Annotated in this window: 16 protein-coding genes; 2 read left to right on the top strand and 14 right to left on the bottom strand. The window is 71.0% G+C overall.

Annotated elements, in window-relative coordinates; all coding sequences use genetic code 11:
- The first annotated feature begins 36 nt into the window (after positions 1-36).
- Complete coding sequence (locus ACIGQF_RS05800; RefSeq protein ID WP_399705941.1) at positions 37-2,337, top strand: ATP-binding protein; 2,301 nt, start codon at positions 37-39, stop codon at positions 2,335-2,337.
- Positions 2,338-2,472: 135 nt separating this feature from the next.
- Here ACIGQF_RS05800 and ACIGQF_RS05805 read toward each other — a convergent pair whose 3' ends face one another.
- From ACIGQF_RS05805 to ACIGQF_RS05855, 11 genes are all read right to left on the bottom strand, one after another.
- Entirely contained in the window at positions 2,473-5,298 is a 2,826-nt protein-coding gene (locus tag ACIGQF_RS05805; protein ID WP_399705943.1) for a DEAD/DEAH box helicase, read from the bottom strand.
- 139 nt (positions 5,299-5,437) lie between these two features.
- Positions 5,438-6,409: a twin-arginine translocase subunit TatC gene (tatC, locus tag ACIGQF_RS05810; protein ID WP_399705945.1), complete on the bottom strand. Its 972-nt coding sequence runs from the start codon at positions 6,407-6,409 to the stop codon at positions 5,438-5,440.
- A 62-nt stretch (positions 6,410-6,471) separates the two neighbouring features.
- Entirely contained in the window at positions 6,472-6,765 is a 294-nt protein-coding gene (tatA, locus tag ACIGQF_RS05815) for a Sec-independent protein translocase subunit TatA (protein WP_031062580.1), read from the bottom strand.
- Positions 6,766-6,962: 197 nt separating this feature from the next.
- Positions 6,963-7,181, bottom strand: coding sequence for a hypothetical protein (locus ACIGQF_RS05820; RefSeq protein ID WP_399705947.1), 219 nt, complete (start codon positions 7,179-7,181; stop codon positions 6,963-6,965).
- Positions 7,182-7,275: 94 nt separating this feature from the next.
- Positions 7,276-7,518 carry a hypothetical protein gene (locus tag ACIGQF_RS05825; RefSeq protein ID WP_052867442.1) on the bottom strand — a complete coding sequence of 81 codons (243 nt, stop codon included), beginning with the start codon at positions 7,516-7,518 and terminating at the stop codon, positions 7,276-7,278.
- Positions 7,519-7,575: 57 nt separating this feature from the next.
- Complete coding sequence (locus ACIGQF_RS05830) at positions 7,576-8,526, bottom strand: WYL domain-containing protein (RefSeq protein WP_361564889.1); 951 nt, start codon at positions 8,524-8,526, stop codon at positions 7,576-7,578.
- A gap of 17 nt (positions 8,527-8,543) precedes the next feature.
- A complete protein-coding gene (locus tag ACIGQF_RS05835; RefSeq protein WP_361564886.1) occupies positions 8,544-9,542 on the bottom strand; it encodes a WYL domain-containing protein in 999 nt (332 codons plus the stop codon).
- A gap of 217 nt (positions 9,543-9,759) precedes the next feature.
- Positions 9,760-10,134: an FKBP-type peptidyl-prolyl cis-trans isomerase gene (locus tag ACIGQF_RS05840; RefSeq protein WP_399705952.1), complete on the bottom strand. Its 375-nt coding sequence runs from the start codon at positions 10,132-10,134 to the stop codon at positions 9,760-9,762.
- 87 nt (positions 10,135-10,221) lie between these two features.
- Positions 10,222-11,190, bottom strand: a complete 969-nt coding sequence (locus tag ACIGQF_RS05845; RefSeq protein ID WP_399705954.1) for an FKBP-type peptidyl-prolyl cis-trans isomerase — start codon at positions 11,188-11,190, stop codon at positions 10,222-10,224.
- A gap of 159 nt (positions 11,191-11,349) precedes the next feature.
- Positions 11,350-12,711, bottom strand: coding sequence for a Pup--protein ligase (gene pafA / locus ACIGQF_RS05850; protein WP_052867447.1), 1,362 nt, complete (start codon positions 12,709-12,711; stop codon positions 11,350-11,352).
- Between the two features lie 9 nt (positions 12,712-12,720).
- Positions 12,721-13,977, bottom strand: coding sequence for an MFS transporter (locus ACIGQF_RS05855; RefSeq protein ID WP_399705957.1), 1,257 nt, complete (start codon positions 13,975-13,977; stop codon positions 12,721-12,723).
- Between the two features lie 254 nt (positions 13,978-14,231).
- On the opposite strand from ACIGQF_RS05855, the gene ACIGQF_RS05860 reads away from it, so the two are divergent.
- Positions 14,232-15,227 (top strand): LacI family DNA-binding transcriptional regulator, encoded by a 996-nt coding sequence (locus tag ACIGQF_RS05860; RefSeq protein ID WP_399706390.1) that lies wholly within the window; start codon positions 14,232-14,234, stop codon positions 15,225-15,227.
- Between the two features lie 128 nt (positions 15,228-15,355).
- Here the strand turns inward: ACIGQF_RS05860 and prcA are convergent, their stop codons facing one another.
- The 3 genes from prcA to ACIGQF_RS05875 form a co-directional block, all read right to left on the bottom strand.
- Positions 15,356-16,129: a proteasome subunit alpha gene (gene prcA / locus ACIGQF_RS05865; RefSeq protein WP_399705961.1), complete on the bottom strand. Its 774-nt coding sequence runs from the start codon at positions 16,127-16,129 to the stop codon at positions 15,356-15,358.
- A gap of 76 nt (positions 16,130-16,205) precedes the next feature.
- On the bottom strand, positions 16,206-17,051 hold the full coding sequence (gene prcB / locus ACIGQF_RS05870) for a proteasome subunit beta (protein WP_399705963.1): 846 nt from the start codon (positions 17,049-17,051) through the stop codon (positions 16,206-16,208).
- Positions 17,003-17,596 (bottom strand): endonuclease VII domain-containing protein, encoded by a 594-nt coding sequence (locus ACIGQF_RS05875; protein WP_361564868.1) that lies wholly within the window; start codon positions 17,594-17,596, stop codon positions 17,003-17,005. Before ACIGQF_RS05875 ends, prcB begins: the two co-directional genes overlap by 49 nt.
- Positions 17,597-17,599 lie beyond the last annotated feature (3 nt).

Below are 17,599 nucleotides of genomic sequence, written 5' to 3' on the forward strand. Positions count from 1 at the left end.
ATGGCGCCCCGGCTGTCCGCACATGGGACGGGTGACATGGCAGTTGAGTTCCGTCGGCGCAGTGCCCTCCTCCCGGTAGAGCTGACCGGCTTCGTCGGCCGTACGGAAGAGCTCGCCCAGGTGCGCGGGATGCTGGCCGAGGCCCGGCTGGTCACGCTCGTGGGGCCCGGCGGGGTCGGCAAGACGCGGCTGGCGCTGCGCGCGGCCGCCGCCCTCCGGGAGGACTTCGCCGACGGCCTCTGCGTGGCCGAGCTGACCGCGCTGCGCGACCCCGAGCTGCTGCCCAACGCCCTGTGCACCCTGCTCGGCGTCCCGCCGCAGTCCACCGCCGAGCCGCTGGACGCTCTCGTCGACCACCTCCTGGACCGGCACCTGCTGCTGATCATGGACACCTGCGAGCACCTGGTCGACGCCTGCGCGATGCTCGCGGACATCGTGCTCGGCGCGGCCCCCGGAGTGACCGTCCTCGCCACCAGCCGCCAGCCCCTCGACGTACCGGGTGAACACGTCTTCCCGGTGCCGCCCCTGCCCCTCGGCACGGCCGTCGAACTCTTCACGCAGCGCGCCGCGGCCGCCACCCCGGGCTTCGCCCTCACGGACCGGACCCGCCCCGACGTCGAGACGCTCTGCCGCCGCCTGGACGGCATCCCGCTGGCGATCGAACTGGCGACGGTCCGGCTGCGGGCGGTGGGGCTCAAGCAGCTGGTGGACCTGCTGGAGGAGCGGTTCCGGGTCCTGACCGGCGGCCGGCGCACCGCACTGGCCCGTCACCAGACACTCCGCACGGCCATCGGCTGGAGCCACGAGCTGTGCACGGACGCCGAACGGCTGCTGTGGGCACGGCTGTCGGTCTTCGCCGGCTCCTTCGACCTGGCCGGCGTACGGGCGGTGTGCGGGGGCGGCACGCTCGCCGCCCACCAGGTGGTGGAAACGCTCATCGGGCTCGTCGACAAGTCGGTCGTCATCCGCCTGGACGGCGCCGACGGCGAGGAGGTCCGCTACCGCCTCCTCGACACCATCCGCGAGTACGGGGCCGACTGGCTCGCCGGCCTCGGCGCCGACGAGGCGACCGCCTGCCGGGAGCGGCACCTGACGCACTACCGGACGCTGGCACAGCGCTTCGAGGACCACTGGTGCAGCTGCGAACAGGTGGAGCTGTTCGGGACGGTGGACCGCGAACGCGCCAACGTGCGGGCCGCCCTCGAACACGCCTGTCTGCGGACCGGGCACGCCCGGGAGGCGCTGGCCTTCGCGGTCTCCCTCGGACACTACTGGGGCTTCGGGTCGTACTTCCGTGAAGGGCGCCGATGGCTGTCACGATGCCTGGAGCAGGTGCCCGAGCCCGTCCCGGAACGCGCGGACGCGCTGCGACTGCTGTGCTGGTACGCCATCCGCCAGGGCGACCACGACGCCGCGCACGCAGCGGCCCGCGATTCCCGCACCGTCGCCGAACGGCTCGGCGACGAGCGGCTGCTGGCCCTCGCCACCCAGTACACGGCGATGCAGAGCATCCTCGACGGCGACATCCACGCCGCCGTGCCCGCCTTCGAGGACGCCCGCATACGCTTCCAGCGCCTCGGCGACGGCCCCGGCCTGACGAAGGCGCTGATGGACTACGGCATCGCGCACGCCATCGGCGGCGACCCGCACAAGGCACTGGCACTCGCCGCCGAGGCCCAGGGCCTCCTCGCCGAACATCCCGGCGAAAGCTGGGTCCGCGGCTACGTGTTCATCTCACAGGGCCTCGCGCACTGGCGCGCCGGGGACATCGCGGCGGCCTCCCCCGCGATGCGGGCCGGGGCCCGGCAGAAATACCGGATGGCCGACAAGGACGGGGTGGCCGCCTGCCTGGCCATCCTGGCCTGGCTCGCCGTCGGCCAGCAGCGCCACGGTCGCGCGGCCTGGCTCGTGGGCGCGGCCGAGAAGCTCGGGGAGGACCTGGCGGCCGTTCTGCTCGGCGTGCCGACCCTCGTCGACGCCTACGTCCGCGCACGGGTGGAGGCCGCCGAAGCACTGGGGGAAGCGCGCTTCGAGCGGATGCGACGGCTCGGCTCCGACCTGTCCGTTCAGGAGACCGTCGACCTCGCCGAGGCGGACGCCGATTTTCCCGGCACGGCGGTGCCCACGCACGACGAACGGCAGGCGAGCAACGGCCTGACGCGACGCGAGCGCGAGGTCGCCGATCTGGTCGGCCAGGGCCTGTCCAACCGGGAGATCGCCGAGCGCCTGGTGATCTCCAAGCGCACCGCGGACGCCCACGTCGAACACATCCTGGGCAAACTCGGCTGCTCCTCCCGCACGGAAATCGCCCCCACCCTGGCGGACGGACAGCCGTGAACGACGGACAGCCGTGAACGGGGCCCGGCGCCCGGGTCCGCCGGGCGCACCCGCCTCGCGGCCAGGAGCTCGGCACCGCGCCGCCGCGCTCGTCGTCGCCGACGCGCAACACCGCGGTGCCGAGGGTGACCGGACCTAGCCCACCGACGAGTACGCGACCACGCCGCGCAGTACCCCGTCCACCGCCTTGCGGGCGGCCCGGGTGACCGTGCTGCCCTCCGGCGCTGCGGCCGCGATCTGGCCGAGGACGTCGATCAGCTGCTTGCACCAGCGGACGAAGTCGCCGGCCGGCATCTCCGCCTCGCGGAGCACCTCGTCGAGTCCGACCCCGGACGCCCACTGATACGCCGCCCACGCGAAGCCGAGGTCCGGCTCGCGCTGGCCGACGCCCTCCGCCTGGTTGATCCGGTGCTCCTCCTCCAGGGCGTCCAGCCGCCCCCAGATCCGCACCATCTCGCCCAGCGCGGCCCGCGCCTTCCCCGACGGCAGCTTCGGCGCGACCGCGTCGTCCGCCTGCCGCGCCTCGTACACCAGAGCCGACGCGCACGCGGCCAGCTCCTGGGGCGACAGGCCCTCCCAGACGCCGTCGCGCAGGCACTCGCTCGCCAGCAGGTCCAGCTCGCCGTAGAGCCGCGCCAGCCGCCGGCCCTCGTCCGTGACCGTGTCGCCCTGCAGATAGTCCAGCTCGGTCAGCAGCGCGCAGATCCGGTCGAAGGTACGCGCGATGGTGTTCGTACGGCCCTCGATACGGCGCTCCAGCTGCCGCGTGTCACGCCGCAGCCGGTGGTACCGCTCCGCCCACCGCGCGTGGTCCTCGCGCTCGTCGCAGCCGTGGCACGGATGCGCACGGAGCGCGGCGCGCAGGCGCCCGATCTCCTTGTCGTCGGCGGCCTGCGACCGCTTCTTGCGGTGTCGCTCCGGCGGGATGTGCCCGGCCTTGGTCCGCAGCGCGGAGGCCAGGTCCCGGCGCGACTGCGGGTTGCGCGCGTTGAACGACTTGGGGATGCGCATCCGGTCCAGCGGCTGCACCGGCACCGGGAAGTCGATCGACGCCAGCCGCTTGACCTGCCGCTCCGCGGTGAGCACCAGCGGTCGCGGACCGTCCTCGGCGTGGTGCCCGCGGTGCCCGTTGGTCCGCCCGGACGGCATGCCCGGGTCGAGCACCAGCGCCAGGCCCGCGAACTTCCCCGTCGGCACGTGGATCACATCGCCCGGCTTGAGCTTCTCCAGCGCCGCGGCCGCGGCGGCACGGCGCTGCGCCGCGCCCTGCTTGGCCAGCTCCGTCTCACGGTCCTTCAGGTCCCGGCGGAGCCGCGAGTACTCCTCGAAATCGCCGAGGTGACAGGTCATCGCCTCGCGATAGCCCTCCAGCCCCTCTTCGTTCTTCTGCACCTGCCGCGAGATCCCGACGACCGACTTGTCGGCCTGGAACTGCGCGAAGGACATCTCCAGCAGCTCGCGCGACCGGTGCCGGCCGAACTGCGAGACGAGGTTGACCGCCATGTTGTACGACGGCTTGAAGGAGGAGCGCAGCGGGTACGTACGGGTGCCCGCCAGGCCCGCGACGGCGGCCGGGTCCATGCCGCGCTGCCACAGCACCACTGCATGGCCCTCGACGTCGATGCCGCGGCGCCCGGCCCGGCCGGTGAGCTGGGTGTACTCGCCGGGGGTGATGTCGGCGTGCTGCTCGCCGTTCCACTTGACGAGCTTCTCCAGGACCACGGAGCGGGCCGGCATGTTGATGCCCAGCGCCAGGGTCTCGGTCGCGAAGACGGCCTTGACCAGGCCCTTCACGAACAGCTCCTCGACGACCTCCTTGAAGGTCGGCAGCATGCCGGCGTGGTGCGCCGCGATGCCGCGCTCCAGGCCCTCCAGCCACTCGAAGTAGCCGAGGACGTGCAGGTCCTCGTCGGGGATGCCGGCCGTGCGCGCCTCGACGATCTTGCGGACCTTCTCCCGCGCCGCCTGATCGTTCAGCCGCAGGCCCGAGTACAGGCACTGCTGCACCGCCGACTCGCAGCCGGCCCGGCTGAAGATGAACGTGATCGCGGGCAGCAGGCCCTCGTTGTCCAGCCGGTCGATCACCTCGGCGCGGCTGGGTGTCCAGATGCGGCTGCGCTGGCGGCGGTCCCGCTCGCGGTCCGCCTCCCGGAGGTTGTTCCGGCCGCGGCGCTTGTCCCGGCCGAAGGTGGGGCGGCTGTTCTCCATCCGGGCGAGCCGCACCAGGTCGGGGTTGACCTCGCGCTTGCCGCGGCCGGGCTCGCCGCCCTCCTTCTCCTCGAAGAGGTCGTACATCCGGCGGCCGGCGAGGACGTGCTGCCACAGCGGCACGGGCCGGTGCTCGGAGACGATCACCTCGGTGTCGCCGCGTACGGTGTCCAGCCAGTCGCCGAACTCCTCGGCGTTGGACACGGTCGCCGACAGCGACACCAGCGTCACGGACTCGGGCAGGTGGATGATCACCTCTTCCCAGACGGCGCCGCGGAAGCGGTCGGAGAGGTAGTGCACCTCGTCCATGACCACATAGCCGAGGCCGTTCAGCGCTTGGGAGCCCGCGTACAGCATGTTCCGCAGGACCTCGGTGGTCATCACGATCACCGGGGCGTCGCCGTTGACGCTGTTGTCGCCGGTCAGCAGGCCGACCTTCTCGGCGCCGTACCGCTTGACCAGGTCCTGGTACTTCTGGTTGGAGAGAGCCTTGATGGGGGTGGTGTAGAAACACTTGCGGCCCTGCTCCAGGGCCAGGTGGACGGCGAACTCGCCGACGATCGTCTTGCCGGATCCGGTGGGAGCGGCGACCAGCACACCCTTGCCGGCCTCAAGGGCCTCGCACGCCTCGATCTGGAACGCGTCCAGCGCGAAGTCGTACATCTCCTTGAAAGGGAAGAGTGCGGTGGCCTGCTCGGCCGCGCGAGCACGCGCGGCGGCATAGCGCTCAGCAGGGGACATGTCCTCGGTCATCGTGTCTACGAGACTACCGGCCACCTCTGACAGTCACGCGATCTTTATGCCACGCGATCCTCGGCACCCCGCAAACGCGGCGAGGGCCGGCCCCACCCCGGGAACCGGCCCTCGCACACCCCGTACCGGGGCGGACGCGTTACGTGATGTCGTCCATGTCGTTGCGGCGCCGCTCCAGCTCGTGCCCGTTCACGGACTGCTCCGGAAGGGCCTTCGGCGCGTCGACGGCCTCGATCCCGCCGATGCTCTCGGGGGTGAGGTCCAGCTCGGAAGCCTCGTCGTCGGCGGGGCCCGCGGCGACCGCGCGGTCCCTGCGGCGGTCGTTCATGAGCGAGATGCCGACGGCGGCGAAGTACAGGACGGCGATGGGGGCCGCCAGCAGGATCATCGACACCGGGTCGACGCTGGGCGTGGCGACCGCCGCGAAGACCGTGATGCCCATGATCATTCCGCGCCACCAGCCGAGCATGCGCTTGCCGGTGAGCACGCCGCCCATGTTCAGCAGGACCAGGAGCAGCGGCAGCTCGAAGGAGAGGCCGAAGACGACGATCATCCGCGTGACGAGATCGAGCAGCTTCTCCAGCGTCACGAGGTTGTCGACGCCCGGCGGGGTGAACTCGATGAGCACCTTGGCCGTGGTCGGCAGGACGTTGTACGCGAAGTAGGCGCCGCCCAGGAAGAGCGGGAAGCCGGCGCCGACGAAGCTCAGCGCGTACTTCTTCTCGCTGCGGTGCAGACCGGGCGCGAGGAACGCCCAGAGCTGGTAGAGCCAGACCGGCGAGGAGAGGATCATGCCCGCCATCAGGGACACCTTCAGCGCGAAGGTGAAGGGCCCGAGCAGGTCCATCATCACGATGCGGGCGCAGGTCTCACCGCCCTGCTTCTGCGCCAGCTCCGAGAAGGACAGGTCGCACCCGACCGTCTGCAGCACCGGCTTGGTGATGACGTTGATGATGTCCTGGTAGAAGAACGCCGCGACGACGCTCGCGATCACGATCGCCAGCACGGCCTTCGCGAGCCGGTTGCGGAGCTCGCGCAGGTGTTCCGCGAGGGGCATCCGCCCCTCGGGGTCCTTGTTCTTCTTTTCTTTGTCGGGGGCAGACTTGAGCAACCCACGTCCTCATCTCGTGCGGCAGGCGGCGGTACCGGGCCGCCGCCCCGGTCGACCCTGGATCAGCGCTTGGTGGTGCTGTCGGTCGGCTCGGCGACCGGGCGGGAGCTGTTCACGTCACCGGGCGAGGCCTGGATCGTCTTCGGCGTCTCGCCCTGCGCGTCGTTCGGCGGGTCGGACGGCGCGGACTGCGACTGCGAGCCCTCGGACTTCATCGCCTTCGCCTCGCTCTTGAGGATGCGCGCCGACTTGCCGAGGGAGCGGGCCATCTCGGGGAGCTTCTTCGCTCCGAACAGAAGGATGACGACGACGAGAATGAGGATGATCTCGGGAGCGCCGATCTTTCCAGTGAACATAAGTGTTTACCTTCTCACCGAGGCGGCTGGGGTGGGGCTGCCCGACTGGTCGGACAAGCGTCCGTTTCGCCGTGCTGCCAGCGATCGTAACGCGCGGGGGTTAACCGGCGGCAATCCCCGTGCATACTCCCGATTGCGGGCCGCGCCTCGCTCGTCGACCCGCATCCAGCAGCGTACCGCCCGTGGGCGGGCGATTTTCAGACCGTCTCCCGCCGGGTTCCGGCCATTGCCCCGGCGTTGCCGGCGAGCGGCCCGGCGGCCCGCTCCAGGTCCTGCGCGGCCTGCTGGATCCGGCGCGAGGTGTGCTCCACCTGCCGGGCGAGCCTGCGTACCTCGACGAAGACACGGACGGCGAGCACACCGAGGACGGCGAGGCCGAGGAAGCCGAGGGCGATGGCGATCATGGGCCAGAGCATGGGGCGAGCCTACCGGCGCCTACGGGGCGAATCGAACGAGCCCGTGCCCCCACCGGGGGATTACCCGGGGGAGGCACGCGGGAAGCCCGCCTCCTCACCCCGTGTGCAGCCGCAGCGTCCGTACGCCGCCGCCGGTCAGGAGTTCCACGATGCGTTCGCCGGCCGGCTTGCGGACGGCGGAGCCGCAGTCGGGGCAGGTGAAGGAGTAGAAGGTGGTGCGGCGGCTGCCGCCTATCGCCAGCCGCAGCGCGTCCGAGGCCAGCTCGAAGCGGCCCCGGCAGTCCGGGCAGGCGGCCTTGAAGACCACAGGCGCAGCCGGTGTCGGCACCGTCGTCATCGCACTCACAGCTCCCCTGCTGTTTCTCGGCACTCCCGTGTGCTCCGGGCCGCCCGCTCAGCCGCCGTACGCGGCGAGCGCCCGGGCCGCCGCGTCCCGCGCGCTGTCCGCCAGCTCCTGCGGCGCCACGATCCGCCCGTCCCGGCCCAGCCGCAGCGCGAGCCGCCGCAGCGACGCGGGGTCCGGCGTACGGAGGGTGATGCGCAGGCCCCCCTCGGGCAGCTCCTCCGCGGTGTCGTGCGGGTAGTACTCGGCGACCCAGCGGCCGCCGGGCCCCACCTCGATCACGACCTCCGGGTCCTCGGCGGCCGGCTGCACCAGGCCCTCGGACAGGTCCCGCAGCTCGATCGGCGGCGGGTCCGAGGGCGCGTCGAGCAGCTTGATCTCGGCGACCCGGTCCAGCCGGAAGGTGCGGCGCGCCTCAGAGAGCCGGCACCAGGCCTCGACGTAGGTGTGGCCGATGGTGAAGAGGCGGATGGGGTCCACCTCGCGCTCGGTGAGCTCGTCGCGGGCCGGTGAGTAATAGCGCAGCCAGAGCCGGCGGCGTTCGGCGATGGCCCGGTCCACGTCGGCGAAGACGCCGCCCTCGGACTCGAAGGTGACGGAGAGGCGGGAGCTGGCGCCTGCCGCCTCGCCCGCCGCGGCCTCCAGCTTGGCGGTGGCCCGCAGCAGGGCCTGCCGGTCTCCCTCGCGCAGGCCGGGCAGGGTGGCCACCGCGCGCGCCGCCACCAGCAGCGCGGTCGCCTCGTCGGCGGCCAGCCGCAGCGGCTCGGCGACGTCGTCGGGGTTGTGCCACCAGATGCGGTCGCCGTCGGTGTCGATGTCCAGCAGGTCGCCGCCGCGGAAGCTCGTACCGCACATGGGCAGTACGTCGAGGTCCGCGATCAGCTCGTCCTCGGTGATGCCGAAGGCCCGGGCCACGTCGCTGACGTGGGCGCCGGGGCGCTCACGCAGGTACGTCACCAGGGACAGCATCCGGCGGGTCTGGTCGATGGCGTTCGTCGCCATGGTCTGGTCGCTCCCCCTCAGCCCTTGGCCACGGCACGCAGCCGGTCCACCACGTCGGCCCGCAGTTCGGCCGGTTCCAGCACGATCACGTCCGGGCCCAGCTCCACCAGCCAGGCGTCCAGCCCGTGCCCGTACGGGATCTCCAGCTCGTCCCAGCCGTCGCCCGTCGCGCGCACGGACAGCGCGCGGGCGCGCAGCGGGTAGCCGTGGTCGGCGCGCAGCCTGATGCGGGCGGTGCCGGTCGCGGTCTCGCCCGCCCAGCTCTCCACCGTCTCCCGCACGGTCACGTGGTCGGGCACCTCGGCGGTGAACTTCCCGGCGCGCGAGCGGACCTTGCCGGTGATGCGGGAGAGCCGGAAGACCCGCTCGGCCTTGCGGTCACGGTCCCAGCCCGCCAGGTACCAGTGGCCGCGCCAGCACTCCAGGATCCACGGCTCGACCTGGCGCTGCTCGGGCCGCGCGGCGTTGCCCTTGCGGTAGTCGAAGACGACCGGCCGGCGGTCGCGGCAGGCCAGCATCAGCGGCTCGAAGGCGGCCTCGTGGGCGGGGATGCGGGGCTCCAGGGCGCTGTGCGGCTGCGCCGGGTCGTACGGGCCCTCGTCCTCCGACGCCAGCGGCATGCCGGCCGCGCGCAGCTTCTGGAGCGCGCCGCTGGCCGCGCCCGCGAGCCGGGCCTGCTGCCAGATCTTCGCGGCCAGGCCCAGGGCCGCGGCCTCCTCGGCGTCCAGCGTGATCGGCGGGAGGCGGTTGGAGTCGCGGCGGGCGAGGTAGCCGGTCTCACCGTCCAGTCCCTCGACGGTCTCGATGACCATGCCGAGCTCACGCAGGTCGTCCTTGTCCCGCTCGAACATGCGGTTGAACGCTTCGTCGCCCGCGCCGGCCACGGTGTCCCCCGGGCCGAACGCCTCGACGTACGCCTCGATGGAACCGCGCAACTCCCGCTTGGTGAGCGGGCGCCGGGTCCCCAGCAGGCACAGCGCCAGGTTCATCAGCCGCTCGGCCTTGGCAATGGCCATCGACGCCCTTTCTCTAGCTCCCGACCGATGACCGTACCGCTACCGCGAGCCGCTTCAAAAGCCGAGGGCCCATACCCCCTCGGGGGTATGGGCCCTCAATACTCGCACCACGCGCCGTGCCGGCGCCGCACAAGGACGTAACCGGCGTCCGGACACGGTGTCCGCGTGGGCGAAAATCAGCGCCGGACCGGGCTCGGCCGGCCCCGGCGTCGCGTCCTCAGACCGAGACCAGGTCGCAGACGAAGATCAGCGTCTCACCCGGGGCGATGCGGCCGCCACCGGCGCCACGCTCGCCGTACGCCAGGTGCGCGGGGATGGTCAGCCGGCGGCGGCCGCCGACCTTCATGCCCTGCACGCCCTGGTCCCAGCCCGCGATGACCTGGCCGGCGCCCAGCTGGAACTGCAGCGGCTTGCCGCGGTTCCAGCTCGCGTCGAACTCTTCACCGCTGCTGAAGGAGACGCCGACGTAGTGGACGGAGACGGTGTCCCCCGCCTTGGCGACCGGCCCGTCACCCTCCCACAGGTCCACGATCTCCAGATCGGCGGGCGCGGGGCCCTCCGGGAAGTCGATCTCGGGCTTGTCGATGCTCACGTATGTGCTCCTACGAACGAATCGTTCTACAACGCCGGACAGTCTCGCAGATGACGACGCGGTGGTGATCGCGGCCCGCGGACGGCTTCAGACGGCTCCGATGATGTCCACCGAGAAGACCAGCGTGTTCTTCGCCAGCCCGGACTGCGGGCTGGCGGCGTAGCCGTCCTTCGGCGGCACGACGACCAGGACACGGTCGCCGACGTTCTTGCCGACCAGCGCCTTGTCCCAGCCCTTCACGACCTGTCCGGTGCCGATCTGGAAGGCGGTGGCGCCACCGTGCTTCCAGGAGGAGTCGAACATCTTGCCGTCCTCCCACTTCACACCGGTGTACTGCGCGATCACGCCCTGACCGGCCTTCACCTTCGGGCCGTCGCCCTTGATGAGCACCTGGTCCTTGGTGTCCTTGGGGGCCTTCTCGCCCTTGGGGACGGTGATCGTGGCGGGCTTCTGCCCGTTGTCCTTCGCCTCGGGCATACCGGCCTCCGGCGCCGCCTGCTCCCCCTTGGCGGCGGCCTTCTTGTCGACCTTCTTGGCGTTGACGACGTCGACGACCCAGACCAGGCCGTCGCCCGCCTTCACACCCGCCTGCGGGTTCAGCTGGTCACCGATGATCGACTTGGCGGTGCCCTCGATCTCGAAGCGGGTACCGACCTTCTTCCCCTCCGCCTCCTCCATCACCTGGGACGGCAGCATCTGCGAGGGCTGGCCGACCTCCCCGACGACCTGCGCCCGCTCCTTGGCGCCCGGCTGCTTGGACCAGGTGCTGCCCAGCGACTGGCCCTTCATCGTCTGCCCGATGAAGTCCAGCCGAACGAAGTCGCCCTTCTTCACGGTCGCGCCCTTGCCCTCGTGGAGCGTCTTCACGACCGTCTTGTCCGACGGCTTGGCGCCCTTGGGCACGCTGATCTTGGGCTGCTCGCCGGCCTTGCCGTCCACCTTCACGACGCCCGAATCGGCGGAGTCGTCATCGGACCCGCACGCGGCGGTGAACATCAGGACGGGCACGGCGATCGCCGCGGCCGCGGCACGGCGGGTGTTCTTCGTGAGCTTCATCAGTCCAACTCGGGCTAGAGGGGTGGGTGGGCAATGCCCGCCACTCTACGACCTGAACCCCTCCGCGCCACGAGCCGAACGCCGCCCCTTTTCCGGAGACAACACGGCGGTGTGCACCGGCTCAATGGCCGTTGACACACCGCCGTGCCGCGGAAGGCGTCACATTCCCGCGATGAGCTTCTCCACCCGGTCGTCCACCGACCGGAACGGGTCCTTGCACAGCACCGTGCGCTGCGCCTGGTCATTGAGCTTGAGATGCACCCAGTCGACGGTGAAGTCCCGGCGCTGCTCCTGGGCCCGGCGAATGAAATCGCCGCGCAGCCTGGCCCGTGTCGTCTGCGGCGGCACGGACTTGCCCTCGAAGATCTTCAGATCGTTGCACACCCGCGCCGCCTGGCCCTTTTTCTCCAGGAGGTAGTACAACCCGCGACGGCGGTGGATGTCGTGGTACGCGAGGTCTATCTGCGCCACCCTCGGGTGGGACATGGTGATGTTGTTCTTGGCGCGGTAACGGTCGATCAGCTGGTACTTCATCACCCAGTCGATCTCCGTCGCGACCCGGTCCAGCTGCTCGTCCCGGATCGCCTCCAGCGTGCGGCCCCACAGCTCCAGGACCCGCTCGACGGTGCCCGTACGGATGCCACGGCGGTCGCAGAAGTCCACCGCCTTCTCGTAGTACTCCTGCTGGACTTCCAGGGCCGAGGCCTCCCGGCCGCTCGCCAGCCGCACCTTGCGCTGACCGGTGATGTCGTGGCTGACCTCGCGGATCGCCCGGATGGGGTTCTCCAGGGTCAGGTCCCGCATCACCGTGCCCGCCTCGATCATGCGCAGCACGAGGTCGGTGGCGCCGACCTTCAGCAGCATGGTCGTCTCGGACATGTTGGAGTCACCCACGATGACGTGCAGCCGGCGGTAGCGCTCGGCGTCCGCGTGCGGCTCGTCCCGGGTGTTGATGATCGGCCGGGAACGGGTCGTCGCGGAGGAGACCCCTTCCCAGATGTGTTCGGCGCGCTGGCTCACGCAGTACACCGCACCGCGCGGCGTCTGCAGCACCTTTCCGGCACCGCACAGCAGCTGACGGGTCACCAGGAACGGAATGAGGATGTCCGCGAGCCTGGAGAACTCCCCGTGCCGTGCCACGAGGTAGTTCTCGTGGCAGCCGTACGAGTTTCCCGCCGAATCGGTGTTGTTCTTGAAGAGATAGACGTCTCCGGCGATTCCCTCCTCATGCAGGCGGCGTTCGGCGTCGACGAGCAGGCCTTCGAGAATGCGCTCGCCGGCCTTGTCGTGGGTGACCAGCTCGGTCACGTTGTCGCACTCGGGAGTTGCGTATTCCGGGTGCGATCCCACGTCCAAGTACAGGCGGGCACCGTTCCGCAGGAAGACATTGCTGCTGCGGCCCCATGACACGACACGGCGGAAGAGGTACCGCGCCACTTCGTCGGGAGACAGGCGGCGCTGTCCCCTGAACGTACACGTGACGCCGTACTCGTTCTCCAGCCCGAAAATGCGGCGGTCCATGACTGAACATTACGCCTGACGGCCAGCTCTGAAACCGGGTTCGACGGCACCGTTCCGATCATTTTCCGCCTGGACGCCACCCGTCCGAATCCCGGACGGCAGCAGAAAACGCCGCGCCGCCGTCATCACGGCCAGCGCGGCCACGCCACCGCCGCCCGCGACCGCGAAACCCGCCGTCGCGCCGCCCAGCTCCACCGCGGGGCCCACCACGGACGTACCCACAGCGGCTCCCACCCCGAACGTCGTGACCAGCCACGAGAACGCCTCCGTCACCGTGCCGCCCGGCGCGTGCCGGTCCACCACGATGAACGCGCACGCCAGCGCCGGCGCCAGGAACACACCCGCAAGCCCGGTCAGCGCCGTCATCCCGGCCACCCCCGGCGCCAGCGACAACGGCAGATACCCGAGCGCCAGCAGCCCGATCAGCACCCGCAACCGGTGCTCCGGCTCCCCCGGCCACTCGCGCGCCCCGTACACCACACCGCCGACCAGCGCCCCCGCGCCCAGCGCGGAGAGAAGGTAGCTGGAGACCATCCCGCCGCCGTGCGTATCGGCGTACGCCACCGCCGCCACCGCGATCGACCCCAGCGCCAGCCCCACGAAGAAGAACGACCCGATCAGGACCAGCATGCCGGACGAGCGCAGCGCCCCCAGCCAGTGCGCCTCGCGCGGCGCGCTGCGCCACTCGCGCGACGGCGCCGACACCACCACCGACAGCGCGCCGAGCACACCGAGGACATTGATGACCAGCAGCGCGACCCGTTCGGACCAGGCCGCGACGCTCAGCGTCACCAGCAGCGGGCCGACCGCGAACATCACTTCCTGCGCCACCGCGTCCAGTGCGTACGCCGCGTGCACCCGCTCCGGACGCTTCAGGACGCCCGGCCACAGTGCCCGCAGCCCGCCCTCCAGCGGCGGCGTGAAGAACCCGGCGACCACCATGGCCGCGTACGCCGGCCACACCGGATCGATGCCGACCGCGGCCAGCAGGACCATGCCCAGCGCCGACAGGAGGGCCGCGGGAAGCATGACGCGCGGCTGGCCCCACAGGTCCACCGCGCGGCCCAGCAGCGGCTGTCCTACGGCGTTGCAGAGGCCGTACACGGCCGAGAGGACCCCCGCCAGGGCGTAGCTGCCGCCCTCCGCCCGGGTGAAGAGCACCACCGCCAGCGCCGCCGTGGCGTTCGGCAGCCGTCCGACCAACGTGCCGACCAGCAACCGCGCCGCGTGGCGCGTCCTGAGCAGCTCCGCGTAACCCGCGGCCATGTCCGCCCCTCTCCGCCGGCCGCCGAGGCCGGGTGCCCGCCATCAAGTGTTACGTATAACGTGTCCCGCCATACGTACCATGGCCGCTGACCGCGGGTCCACCGCGCAACCACAACAGCACCGCCGCACGAAGGGCAGCCACACCAGTGACCGAACAGGGCGCGGCGGCACGGGACACCGGAACGCCGGACACGGGGACACACCGCCCCCGGTCGCACACGGCGGCCGAAGCACCCCGCGTCACCAGCAAGGACGTGGCGCGGGCCGCCGGCGTCTCCCAGGCCGCCGTCTCCCTCGTCCTCGGCGACAAATGGCGCGGCCGGGTCTCCGAGGCCAAGGCCGACGCCGTCCGCACCGCGGCACGCGAACTCGGCTACCGCCCCAACCTCGCGGCCCGCAGCCTCCGCCTCGGCCGCACCCGCACCGCCCTGCTCGTCGTCCCCGCCCTCACCACCGAATTCTTCGCCCGCGTCTACACCGGCGCCGCCCGCATCGCCGCCGACAGCGGCTTCGGCCTCGTGCTCTACCCCTCCCCCGAAGGAATCGGCCCGGCCCGCGACCCCTTCGACTCCGCCCGCGCCACCCTCGACGGCGTCATCGCCTCCTCCATGGCCGCGGACGCACTCACCGCCCTCTACGGCGAGGGCCTCCCCCTCGTCATGCTGGACAGCGACCCGAACAGCACCCCCGCCGCCGCCACCGTCAACCTCGACATCGCCCACGGCGCCCGCCTCGCCGCCCGCCACCTGCTCGGCCTCGGCCATCGCCGGCTCACCCACCTCGCCGCCGCCGTCGACTCCTGGACCTTCCACCTCCGCGCAGAAGCCCTCGCGGAGACCGTGGCGGCCGTACCGGGCGCAGCGCTGCACCGCCTGCCCGCACCGCTCAGCGTGGACGCCGGACTGCACGCGGCCCACGCCGCGCTGACCGCCCCCGGCCCCCGCCCCACCGCCCTCGTCTGCGACGACGACCTGCTCGCCGCCGGCGCCTGCAAGGCCGCCCGCCGCCTCGGCCTGCGCGTACCCGAGGACGTCTCCATCACCGGCTTCGACGACCTCGCGCTGGCCACCGCCGTCGAACCCGAGCTGACGACCGTACGGCTGCCCGCCGAGGAGTTCGGCGCCGCCGGCATGCGCGCCCTCATCGACGTCCTGGCCGGCCGGCCACCCGCCGCGCCCACCACCCTCCCCGTCGAACTGGTCACCCGCGGCTCGACCGCCCCGCCCCCACCCGGCGAGCCGCGCTCCTGACACACCGCGAGCCGCACCCCTGACGCGCTGTCAGGATGCCTGTGGGTTCCCGCCGGGGCCCGCACACACCGCGCCGCCCCGGCGGGAAACAACCCACCGGGGCGGCGCGGAACGTACGCGAGCGGCGCTCAGCTCTCCGAGTCGGAGCCCTCCTCGGCCTCGCCCCCGGCATCGGCCTCGGCGGCCGGCGCCGTGGCCGCACCGTCCGACTCCAGCAGCCGCGCGAGCTGGCGGCCCAGCACCCGCTTGAACTTCCGCTGCTGCGGCCGCTTGCGGTCCAGGACCGCGACCTCCAGCTGCTCGGCGGTCAGCGTGCGCTCACCACCGTTGTTGTCCCGCGACAGCGACTCCACGGCGAGCTTCAGCGCCTCGCCCAGCGTCATGCCGTCCCGGTGGTGCTGGTCGAGATAGCTGCTGATCTGATCGGCGTTACCACCGACCGCGACCGAACCGTGCTCGTCCACGATCGAACCGTCATGCGGCAGCCGGTAGATCTGATCGTCCTCGGCGGTGTTCCCCACCTCGGCGACCAACAGCTCGACCTCGTACGGCTTCTCACCGGCGCTGGAGAAGATCGCACCGAGCGTCTGGGCGTAGGTGTTCGCCAGCCCGCGCGCCGTCACGTCCTCACGGTCGTAGGTGTACCCCCGCAGATCGGCGTAGCGCACACCACCGATACGGAGGTTCTCGAACTCGTTGTATTTACCGACCGCCGCGAAGGCGATCCGGTCATAGATCTCGCTGACCTTGTGCAGTGCACGGGAAGGATTCTCGGCGACGAAAACGACGCCGTCGGCATACTGCAGGGCGACAACACTGCGTCCGCGCGCGATGCCCTTGCGGGCGTACTCGGCGCGATCGGCCATGGCCTGCTGGGGTGAGACATAGAACGGCGTCGACACCGGCTATCCGTCCCTTTCTGTCAATGGCTCTCTCACGGCGAAAGCCCCTCCGGATCCGTCATCCGCTGTCGTCACGTCAGAGCAGTGCGGCCCGCGGGCCGTCGGGCTGCTCCATGCGCCGCTCGTGGACGGCATGGGCGATCTCGGAGACCTCGTCCTCGGTGAGCTTCTTGAAGCCCTCGTCATTGATCACCGTGACGATCGGATAGATCCGCCGGCCCATGTCCGGCCCACCGGTGGCCGAGTCGTCGTCCGCGGCGTCGTACAGCGCCTGCACGACAGCGGTCGCCGCGTCGTTCTCCGAGAAGTCGTCCCGGAACAGCTTCTTCAGAGCACTGCGCGCGAAGACCGAACCGGAGCCCGTCGCGGCGTAATTCCGCTCCTCCGAACGCCCGCCGGTCACGTCGTACGAGAAGATACGGCCCTTCTCGCGGTCGATGTCGTACCCCGCGAACAGCGGCACCACGGCCAGGCCCTGCATGGCCATGCCCAGATTGCTGCGGATCATCGTCGAAAGACGGTTCGCCTTGCCCTCCAGGGACAGCTGCGCGCCCTCGACCTTCTCGTAGTGCTCCAGCTCCAGCTGGAAGAGCTTGACCATCTCGACAGCCAGGCCCGCGGTGCCGGCGATGCCGACCGCGCTGTACTCGTCCGCCGGGAAGACCTTCTCGATGTCCCGCTGCGCGATGACATTGCCCATCGTCGCGCGACGGTCACCGGCCAGCACGACGCCCCCGGGGAACGTCACCGCGACGATCGTCGTGCCGTGCGGCGCCTCGATCGCCCCCTGCACGGGCGGCAACGGCCGGTTCCCCGGCAGCAGCTCCGGCGAGTGCTCGCTGAGAAAGTCCATGAACGAGGAGGATCCAGGCGTCAGGAAGGCAGACGGTAGACGCCCGGTGCTTCGAGTATTGGCTTCCACACTTTTCCTTCCAGATACTCGGCCGCACGCCTCAGGACGTCCGGCCGATCTTTGAATTGCCCAAGCGCTGCGTTACAGCTGAAGCACAGCACGCCACGGACCTTACCCGTATCGTGATCGTGATCCACATGCACGGCCGGAGCCGCGAGACAGATGGGACAGAGCCCCTTCGTCTCGGCGCGAAGAGCATCCCGCTCGGCCTCGGTGAGGCCGTATTTGCGTCGGAAGTAGCTCTCGCGATTCCGCTCGGCTCGGCACGACCGGCAGTAGCTTGCCCAGCCGTCCGACGACGACTTGTTCTGCTCCCACTGGTCGTGCGGCTTTACTTCCTCGCACTGGGGGCACCGCTTGGATCCGCGAGGCACAGGAATCTTCTCGCGGACCGTCCGCCCCTTGGCCGCCTGGCGCTGCCGGTAGTACTCCGCGGAGCACTCCCGGCAGTACGCCTGCAGGCCGTCGCGCATCGACTTGTTGCTGGCGAATGCCCCCGACGACAACGTCCGTCTGCATCGTGAGCAGTTCTTCTCGTGATGCAATTCGGACATCTA

This window comes from Streptomyces sp. NPDC053560, from assembly GCF_044544605.1.
GTDB lineage: Bacteria > Actinomycetota > Actinomycetes > Streptomycetales > Streptomycetaceae > Streptomyces.

Coding starts and splice junctions, on each gene's coding strand:
- ACIGQF_RS05835 (WP_361564886.1), bottom strand. CDS start 9,542: ATGGCCATTGCCAAGGCCGAGCGGCTGATGAACCTGGCGCTGTGCCTG.
- pafA (WP_052867447.1), bottom strand. CDS start 12,711: ATGGACCGCCGCATTTTCGGGCTGGAGAACGAGTACGGCGTCACGTGT.
- ACIGQF_RS05830 (WP_361564889.1), bottom strand. CDS start 8,526: ATGGCGACGAACGCCATCGACCAGACCCGCCGGATGCTGTCCCTGGTG.
- ACIGQF_RS05800 (WP_399705941.1), top strand. CDS start 37: ATGGCAGTTGAGTTCCGTCGGCGCAGTGCCCTCCTCCCGGTAGAGCTG.
- ACIGQF_RS05875 (WP_361564868.1), bottom strand. CDS start 17,596: ATGTCCGAATTGCATCACGAGAAGAACTGCTCACGATGCAGACGGACG.
- tatA (WP_031062580.1), bottom strand. CDS start 6,765: ATGTTCACTGGAAAGATCGGCGCTCCCGAGATCATCCTCATTCTCGTC.
- ACIGQF_RS05825 (WP_052867442.1), bottom strand. CDS start 7,518: ATGACGACGGTGCCGACACCGGCTGCGCCTGTGGTCTTCAAGGCCGCC.
- ACIGQF_RS05805 (WP_399705943.1), bottom strand. CDS start 5,298: ATGACCGAGGACATGTCCCCTGCTGAGCGCTATGCCGCCGCGCGTGCT.
- ACIGQF_RS05845 (WP_399705954.1), bottom strand. CDS start 11,190: ATGAAGCTCACGAAGAACACCCGCCGTGCCGCGGCCGCGGCGATCGCC.
- ACIGQF_RS05820 (WP_399705947.1), bottom strand. CDS start 7,181: ATGCTCTGGCCCATGATCGCCATCGCCCTCGGCTTCCTCGGCCTCGCC.
- ACIGQF_RS05855 (WP_399705957.1), bottom strand. CDS start 13,977: ATGGCCGCGGGTTACGCGGAGCTGCTCAGGACGCGCCACGCGGCGCGG.